The organism is Stenotrophomonas sp. 05L44_2 (assembly GCF_056665995.1).
Genome location: NZ_JBFTNR010000114.1, coordinates 1 through 7,689 on the forward strand (window position 1 = coordinate 1; position 7,689 = coordinate 7,689).

11 protein-coding genes are annotated in these 7,689 nt (G+C 66.5%); 7 read left to right on the plus strand and 4 right to left on the minus strand.

The genetic code is table 11. The annotated features are described in order from the left end of the window. The coding region (locus AC1VAN_RS05935) for a hypothetical protein (protein WP_480985446.1) at positions 1–926 on the plus strand (926 nt) is incomplete at its 5' end. A gap of 47 nt (positions 927–973) precedes the next feature. Here the strand turns inward: AC1VAN_RS05935 and AC1VAN_RS05940 are convergent. Next, complete coding sequence (locus AC1VAN_RS05940) at positions 974–1,372, minus strand: XVIPCD domain-containing protein (RefSeq protein ID WP_223483326.1); 399 nt, start codon at positions 1,370–1,372, stop codon at positions 974–976. 232 nt (positions 1,373–1,604) lie between these two features. Here AC1VAN_RS05940 and AC1VAN_RS05945 point away from each other — a divergent pair, with 232 nt between their 5' ends. Continuing rightward, a complete protein-coding gene (locus AC1VAN_RS05945; protein WP_152543287.1) occupies positions 1,605–2,063 on the plus strand; it encodes a hypothetical protein in 459 nt (152 codons plus the stop codon). A gap of 22 nt (positions 2,064–2,085) precedes the next feature. Here AC1VAN_RS05945 and AC1VAN_RS05950 read toward each other — a convergent pair whose 3' ends face one another. Beyond that, complete coding sequence (locus tag AC1VAN_RS05950) at positions 2,086–2,565, minus strand: DUF4440 domain-containing protein (protein ID WP_105163336.1); 480 nt, start codon at positions 2,563–2,565, stop codon at positions 2,086–2,088. Positions 2,566–2,793: 228 nt separating this feature from the next. Here AC1VAN_RS05950 and AC1VAN_RS05955 point away from each other — a divergent pair, with 228 nt between their 5' ends. Together AC1VAN_RS05955 and AC1VAN_RS05960 are read left to right on the plus strand one after the other, a co-directional pair. Beyond that, the gene (locus AC1VAN_RS05955) at positions 2,794–3,606 is read left to right on the plus strand and encodes an alpha/beta fold hydrolase (RefSeq protein ID WP_480985447.1); all 813 of its coding nucleotides are present in this window, start codon (positions 2,794–2,796) and stop codon (positions 3,604–3,606) included. Between the two features lie 24 nt (positions 3,607–3,630). Beyond that, positions 3,631–3,801, plus strand: a complete 171-nt coding sequence (locus AC1VAN_RS05960; protein ID WP_099782623.1) for a hypothetical protein — start codon at positions 3,631–3,633, stop codon at positions 3,799–3,801. 4 nt (positions 3,802–3,805) lie between these two features. Here AC1VAN_RS05960 and AC1VAN_RS05965 read toward each other — a convergent pair whose 3' ends face one another. Further along, entirely contained in the window at positions 3,806–4,522 is a 717-nt protein-coding gene (locus AC1VAN_RS05965) for a hypothetical protein (protein ID WP_442251599.1), read from the minus strand. Between the two features lie 92 nt (positions 4,523–4,614). Between AC1VAN_RS05965 and AC1VAN_RS05970 the strand changes: the two genes are divergently transcribed. The 3 genes from AC1VAN_RS05970 (at position 4,615) to AC1VAN_RS05980 (ending at position 6,918) form a co-directional block, all read left to right on the plus strand. Next, positions 4,615–5,259 carry a hypothetical protein gene (locus tag AC1VAN_RS05970; RefSeq protein WP_442251600.1) on the plus strand — a complete coding sequence of 215 codons (645 nt, stop codon included), beginning with the start codon at positions 4,615–4,617 and terminating at the stop codon, positions 5,257–5,259. Between the two features lie 56 nt (positions 5,260–5,315). Continuing rightward, positions 5,316–5,861, plus strand: coding sequence for an RNA 2'-phosphotransferase (locus AC1VAN_RS05975; protein WP_282279341.1), 546 nt, complete (start codon positions 5,316–5,318; stop codon positions 5,859–5,861). Positions 5,862–5,949: 88 nt separating this feature from the next. After that, on the plus strand, positions 5,950–6,918 hold the full coding sequence (locus AC1VAN_RS05980) for a polysaccharide deacetylase family protein (RefSeq protein ID WP_442251601.1): 969 nt from the start codon (positions 5,950–5,952) through the stop codon (positions 6,916–6,918). Positions 6,919–6,921: 3 nt separating this feature from the next. Here AC1VAN_RS05980 and AC1VAN_RS05985 read toward each other — a convergent pair. Beyond that, a partial coding sequence (locus tag AC1VAN_RS05985; protein ID WP_480985448.1) for a class I SAM-dependent methyltransferase occupies positions 6,922–7,689 on the minus strand: 768 nt, incomplete at its 5' end.

The following is a 7,689-nucleotide window of genomic DNA, read 5'->3' on the forward strand; positions in this document are numbered from 1 at the left end:
CGCCCAAGGTACACGGAAGCATCAACGGGCCCGGTGACATCATGCCGGATGACGCAGATGTCTATAAGGACCCACGCTACACCCGCACCCTCGAGATAAGCGAGGAGCAGTACAAGAAGCTTGAGGCCTTCGGCTCGGACCCGGAGAAATTCGGCTTCAGCAAGCACTACGAGGACGTGCGCCACAACTGCGTGGACTTCACCTGGGAAGCGCTGAACCACGCTGGCATCGAGCGAAAGAGAAGCATCGACGTGAATGCTTTTGGAGGTCCCGCAGGGCAGCTCTTTCCGGATGTCCGCATTCCCCTGGACAGCAAGGGCGCGGGCAAGGACGGTTTTCGCCCGCTGCGCAACATCCACGGCGTGGACAGCATCGAGCCGCCGTTCCCGAACAGCGATCTCAATCGTACGAAGACCAATCCGATGCCCGAGCGCACGTGGAAGCATCGCTTGCTGAGCGAGAACGACGACATCGGTGAGCGCAGCGGTGAGCGGTTGGCCAACGACGCACGTGTGCCGGGTGACACATTGCATCCGCTGGACCAGCGGGTGCGTGCGGCGCTGGGGGACGCGGCCGAGCGCCAAGGGTTGCCGCCGGGACAGCAGCCCGAGCTGTTGGCGGGCCACCTGACGCGATTGGCGGTGCAGGGTGGCTACACCGAGCGCGATACCTTGCAGGTGGCTTTCAGCAGTGGCGGTGCGGCGGATTCGCCAGGCTATGTCTTCCTGCAGCGCACGGGCGACACCGCCTCACCGGACCCTGCCGCGAACCGCCAGCGTCTTTCGCTGGCCGATACCCAGCAGGGCACGGTTGAAGAGGTGTACCAGCAAGCCAGCGTGCAGCATCAGGGCCGTGAGTCCAGCCGCGTCGCGCAGGAAGATCAGCTGCAGCAGCAGACGCAGCACGCTCAGCCCCGAATGGGCTGATACCGGCCCATGCGACAGGCGTCGACGGCATCGACGCCTGACGGCATTCACCCCATGCGATGCGCAGGGTTCTGCTGCTGATCCTGCGCCTGTGCATCCAGCGTCTGCTGCTCGGCCTGCACCGGCTGCTGTCCGCCCAGCCCCAGCTTCTGCAGTGACTGCTCGGCCGGCGTCTGCGCGGCCACGGCGGTCGGCAGCATCGCCCGCAGGTGCGCCGGGTTGGCCGGGTCGCCCTGCACCACGAAGATGTTGTGCCCGGCCGGGAGGTTGGCCGTGGCGTTGCTCACCACCACGTGGTCGGCGCGTTCCAGACCCTGTTCGCGGGCTTTGACGGCCAGGCTGGCGGCCACGTTCTCGCTGGTGGCGTCGAACGCACGGCCATGCTTCTCGTCCAGTGCGGCTACGTTCTGGCGGATCTGCTGGTGCAGGGAATCATCAGGGGTCATTGGAGGCTCCATGTGGCCGCTACCGTGTGGCCGGATGTGGCCAGTGTAAAACGGTCGCGGGCTGCGCCGGTAACCGCTTGTTGCTAGCCTGTGGCCCGGGGCGCAGGGGATGGCGCCCGGCTGCAATGGATGGAGGGAGAAGGTGGTGCACGGGGAGACAAACCGGATACGGGGRCAGGCGGCTGCGCGGTTGTTGCTGGGCATGGGGCTGTGGGCCTGCGCAGGTATTGCAGTGGCTGACACGCCCGTGGCGGCGGACGATCCCGCTTGCCCTTCGCAGGACTTCACCCGTTTCCTGCAACGCTTCGCCGACCCGGCCGATGACCGGGTGCGCCTGCGTTACACCTCCGACCCACTGGAGTACGAGGTGCCCATGCATACCGTGCGCGATGACCACGAGGGGCTGGCGCCCACGCACGTCGTGCTGGAGCAGGGTGCCGCGCGGTTGAAACGTTTCAGCTACCGCTACCTGGCCGCGTTCAATCTGTTCGTGCCTTCACCGGTCAGCCGCGATCCGGCCGCGCTGGAGCGCATGCGCGCCGGCACCTACAACGCGCCCACACGCATCGAAGCGATCGATGACAACGGGCAGCGCGTGACCTTCGGCAGCGACGCCGAGCGCGATACCTACACCTTCGCGCGCCGCTACGGCTGCTGGATGCTGACGCGCGCCAGCAACCTGCGCGACTGAGCGGGCGCTGCGGTGGTGATATTTATTTGTCTGCCGGGTGGTGGTCGTAACTGATCACCCGCTCGGCCTGCCATTGACCGTTCACGCGGCGCCAGACCTGGATGAAACGGGCCTGGCCGGTCCAGCGTTCAACGCCATCGGCGCCGCGCTCATGGAAGCGGTGATCGCCCATTTCCAGGGCGCGATCGTCGTGCAGCGGAAAGACCTGCAGTGAGCTCTCCACCAGCTCGCGCCGCAGGTGCCAGCCCCCCTTGCGCGCGTTGTCGCACAGGGTGGCCACGCTGCGGCGGAAGTCCTCGCGGCTGTTGGCGGACTTGCCGTCCTTGTCATGGAAGAACTCCATGTCTTCGGTGGTCATCGCGGCGGCCCTGTCGGCATCGCAGGCATCGAAGGCCACGGCGAACAGCTGCGTGTCGGCCGCGCGGATCTGCTCGCGCAGGGTGTCGCTGGCGGGGGAGGTGCCGGCGACGGCGGCGGCGAGCAGGGGCAGGGCGAGCAGCATGGCGTGGCTCCATTGAGGTCCGGCGCAGACTGGCATGGGCGATGGCGCACGGTAAGCGGGGCGTGACGAAACCGGCGCAGGGCCGACCAATGCCGTCCATGCGGGTGCGAACCGATGTGCCGGCTGACCGGTGCCCGTGTACGCGATGTCATGGCCTGAGCCGGATCCATCACGGGCGGCTCCGGTGCGATTGCCTAGGCTGGGTTCCTCTTTCCCCCGGGAGTTCCCATGGCTACCTCCTCCGTCCGACTGCACATTGAAGACACCGGCGGCACCGGCCGCCCGGTSRTSCTGATCCATGGCTGGCCGCTGTCKGCCGAATCCTGGAAGGCGCAGGTGCCGCTGCTGCGCGATGCCGGTTACCGGGTGATCAGTTACGACCGTCGCGGCTTCGGCCGCTCGGACAAGCCCRCCGATGGCTACGAGTACGACACCTTGGCCGCTGACCTGGCCGGACTGATCGACGAGCGCGACCTGCGCGATGTCACCCTGGTCGGCTTCTCGATGGGCGGTGGCGAAGTGGCGCGCTACATCGCCAACCATGGTGAAGACCGCCTGCACAGCGTGGTGTTCGCTGCGGCCGTGCCGCCGTACCTGTTGAAGGGCGCGGACAATCCCGAAGGGCCGCTGACCCAGGAAAAGGCGGATGAGATGAGCCAGGGGCTGGAGAAGGACCGGGAGTCGTTCTTCGACGGCTTTACCCGCGATTTCTTCAGTGCCGACGGCAAGCTGATGGTCACCGAGGACGAGCGCCAGGCCGCCATCGCGCTTGCCCATCAATCTGACCAGTCCGCTGCGCTGGGGTGCATGAAGGCGTTCGCCACCACCGATTTCCGTGCGGACCTGAAGAAGGTGACCGTACCGACGCTGGTGCTGCACGGCGACAGCGATGCGACGGTGCCGTTTGAAGGTTCAGGCAAGCGCACGCATGCGGCCATCACCGGCAGCGAGGTGGTGGTGCTGAAGAATGCGCCACATGGCTGCAATACCAGCCACGCCGATGATTTCAATCTGGCGTTGCTGGAATTCCTGAAGAAGTAACACCTACTACGGCATCATCCGCACATGCCCACTGCCCGCACGCCGCCTTGGAAGAAGCCCAACCCGAAGGGCCAGAAGACGCAGCCGCTGACGGAAGCGCAGAAGGCGGCGGCGCGGCAGCGGGCAGAGGAGAACGGACGCCGTTACCCGAACCTGGTGGACAACATGTGGGCGGCGAAACTGCCGCGCGGTTGAAGCCTTACTGGCCGCTGCGCCCCGGCCACGGCTGCCAACCCCATTCCCGCCATGGCGCCACGGTGCGCGGCTGTATCGTCAGCGTAACGTTGGACGATGCGCTGCACTGGTGCAGGGCATCGCGCAGCACGGCCGCATCCACCGGCTGCGCCGTGGCCACCTGCAGCAGCGTGCCGCGGTGCCGCACCTGCACCGGCAGTACCCCGTGTACCTCGACCGGATTGCCGGTGCGGGCTCTGCGGTAGCGCATGGTGATGGGGCGGACAGTGCGATGCAGCACGGGGGCGCAGGCATCCAGCAGCTGCAGCTGCTGCTGCATGGGCGCATGGACTTCGATGACGGTGGAGGGATATCCCAAGGTGCTCTCGACCAGCACCTGGAAGCGGGCGCCATCGGGCATCAGGTAGACGGTCAGGCCTACCGTGCCGATGAACGCCATTGCTGCGAGCAGGACCCAGCTGCGCGGCACCTTGGGTGGCAGGGTGAAGTGCTGCAGGCCCGGTCTGCGCCGACGCATGCGGCGATAGCGTCGCTGTGCTGCGGGGCTGGGCAGCAGGCTTTCATCCGGCAGCGCAATCACGCGCGGCGGAAGGCGGGCCAGCCGCGCATTGATCACGCGTGCGCCAAGCATCGCAACCAACACGCCAAGCAGAACCGGCAGCAGGGTACGCACGAGCAGATACAGCCCTACCATCGCCAGCTCTCCTGAAGAAGTGGACATGATCGCGCATCCTCCAAGGTCGTGTCGCATCTGCCAGCCGACAGCGGCCGTTGGCTTGGCTAGCATGCGCGTCACTCGCTGGGACTACGTCGATGACCGCCTTCACTGCCCGCCTCGGACGCTTCTTTGGCCCCGGCCTGATGTTGTTGCTGCTGCAGGTGCTGGCGCTGCTGTCGGTGGGCTTGGCCGCAGGCCATTTCCACCAGCGCGTGGCCCTGCTGCTGGAGCCCCTGTCTTTGGCCTGTGGCGGCACCGATCCTGCTGCCCGGATGCTGGTTGCCGAGCAGCTGTTGGCACGTGCAGGCGCGCTGGACGACTGGCAGCCGCTGTGCTGGCTGCCGATGGCAACGCTGGTGCTGGCCCTGCTGGGTACGCTGCTGGTCTGCGTGCACTGGCTGCGCCATGTGGATGCACCGCTGCGCCGCAGCGCTTGGGGCCTGCTTGCCCTGCATGCGGCGGCGCTGCTGCTGGCGAGCGTGATGCTTCGACTGTATGAGCATGTGTGGGCGGGCATCACCACTGCGCTGCCTGCAGCATGCATGACAGACCTGACACCAGACGGACATGCGCTCCCGTCCTCGATACGGCGATGGCTGTTGCAGATCTTCGCCAGGGCCGACCTGACGCCGCCGCACGCACCTGATGCGCTGGCCATCATCCTGTGCGGACTGCTGATGGCAGCGATGGTGGTCGGCCTGTGGCTGTGGCGCACTACCTCTCAGCTGAGCCGGTTCTGAAGCTGGCGCGGGCCGCTGACTGGCACCAACTGGCGCTTTTGCGGCACGCTATGCCGATGAATACGGAAACTTCATCCAAGCAGACCAGCAAGTTCCTCAGCCTGGTGCTGCGCCATGAACCCGGGAAAATCGGGTTGATCCTGGACGGCCAGGGCTGGGCCAACGTCGACGAACTGCTGCAGAAGCTGGCTGCACACGGGCACGCGCTCGACCGTGGCGGACTGCAGCACATCGTGGCGAGCTGCAACAAGCAACGCTTTGCACTGAGCGATGATGGCCAGCGTATCCGCGCAAACCAGGGGCATTCGGTCGCGGTCGATCTTGGACTGCTGCCGGTGGCGCCGCCGCAGTGGCTGTACCACGGCACGGTGTCGCGCTTCGTCGGCTCGATCCGCGAGCAGGGCCTGCGTGCGGGCGAGCGCCATCACGTGCATCTGTCACTGGACCGGGAGACGGCCCACCAGGTCGGCGCTCGCCGCGGTGCGCCGGTGATCCTCAGCGTGCACGCAGGGCGCATGCATGCCGATGGGCACGTGTTCCACCGCTCGGCCAATGGTGTCTGGTTGACCGACCACGTGCCGCCGCAGTACATCGCCGACTGACCCGCTCTGGCGCTGCGGCCGGATCCACACTCGGCGGCAAGGCCCAATCGCGTTACAGTCGCTGCATCCTGGTCCCATGGATGTACCGATGCGTCTGTTCCTGCGTGCGTTGCCGTTGCTGTTGTTGTCATTGACTGTCCACGCTGCCGAAGTCGATCGGCGCATCGCGGTGACCATTGACGATCTGCCGTGGGCGCGCCTGGATGAGATCGTGCCGGCCGATCTGCAGGCACGCCATGCCGCACTGATGGTGCAGCTGCGCCAGGCCGATGTGCCGGTGGTGGGCTTCGTCAACGAAAACAAGCTGGAAGTGGATGGCCAGGTGCAGCCGGCGCGCGTGCAGATGCTGCGCGACTGGTTGGATGCCGGCTACGAACTCGGCAACCACACCTGGTCGCACATGGACCTCAACGCCAAAGGCGTGCCGGCGTTCCAGCAGGACTTCCTGCGCGGCGAGCAGGTGCTGCGGCCGCTGCTGGCCGAGCGTGGGCAGACGCCGCAATGGATGCGCCACCCTTACCTGCGTGCGGGCCGTACGCCGGAAGACCGCGTGGCGATGGACGTGTTCTTCAAGCAGCACGGCTACCGCGTTGCGCCGGTGACGGTCGACAACGGTGAGTGGGTATGGGCCTTCGCCTATGCCAACGTGATGAACGAGCAGCCCGATTCACCGCAGCGCGAGGCGACGCTGGCGAGCCTGCGCAAGGGCTATGTGCCGTACATGCTGAACAAGGTGGATTACTACGAGCAGCAGTCACAGGCGCTGCTGGGGTATGCGGTGCCGCAGGTGTGGCTGATGCATGCCAACGAGCTCAACGCGGCGACGTTCGCCGAGCTGGTGGCGGCCACCAAGCGCCGTGGCTATCGCTTCGTGTCGCTGGAAGAAGCCGTGCGCGACCCCGCCTATGCGCGCGGCGCCGAGGGCTACAGTGGTCGCTATGGGCCGAGCTGGCTGCACCGCTGGGCGATGGCCGAGAACAAGCCCAAGGCGTTCTACGCCGGCGAGCCGGAAGTACCGAAGTGGGTGATGAAGCTGGCCAAGGTGGAAGGCGAGTGAGCCTCAGCGCTTGACGGCCAGCACGCCATCGAGCGCCAGCTCGGCCTTGAAGCCGGCCTTTTCCAGGCGCTTGGCCACTTCGCGCGGCACGTCGCGGCCGCTGGTCAGCTTGTTCGGCGCGCCGGTGTAGTGGAACAGGCGGCCACCCTTGCGGATGACGCGGGCGAGATGGTCGTAGAACACCTGCGAGTACAGTTCGCCGGCAATGCCGAAGCGCGGCGGGTCGTGCAGGACCGCATCGACGCTGTTGCTGGCGACCTGTTCGATCTGCTGCGAGACGTCGCCGTGGCTGAAGTGCAGGCGGCCGCCCGCGGCGGCTGAGTCAGGATCGGGCGACCACGGATTGAGCGTGCGCAGCCACATCACGTCGGCGTTCTTTTCGAACGAGCGGATCTGGCCGACGCCGGCCTCCAGTGCGCAGGCGGCGAAGTAGCCAAGCCCACCGCAGGTATCGAGGAGGCTTTTGCCCGCCGGGGCGACCAGCTCGACCTTGCGGCGCGCGTCCTCGAACGGCGACAGCTTGGAGGTCGGCAGCATCTTGATGCCGTCGATCTCGAAGGTCGGTGCGCCCCACTCGGTCGGCACCAGCTTGATCAGCGAGCCGCTGAAGCGGGAGATGGAGCAGAACTCCTCGCCATCCCAGTAGTACAGCGTGCGGTCCTTCAGCTTGCCCGGCCACGGGTAGTGCTGGCCGCGGAAGGTGAAACCCTCGGCATCCAGCTGTACCGCCGCTTCGCTGCGGCCCAGATCGAGCGAGCCCGACCATTCGGT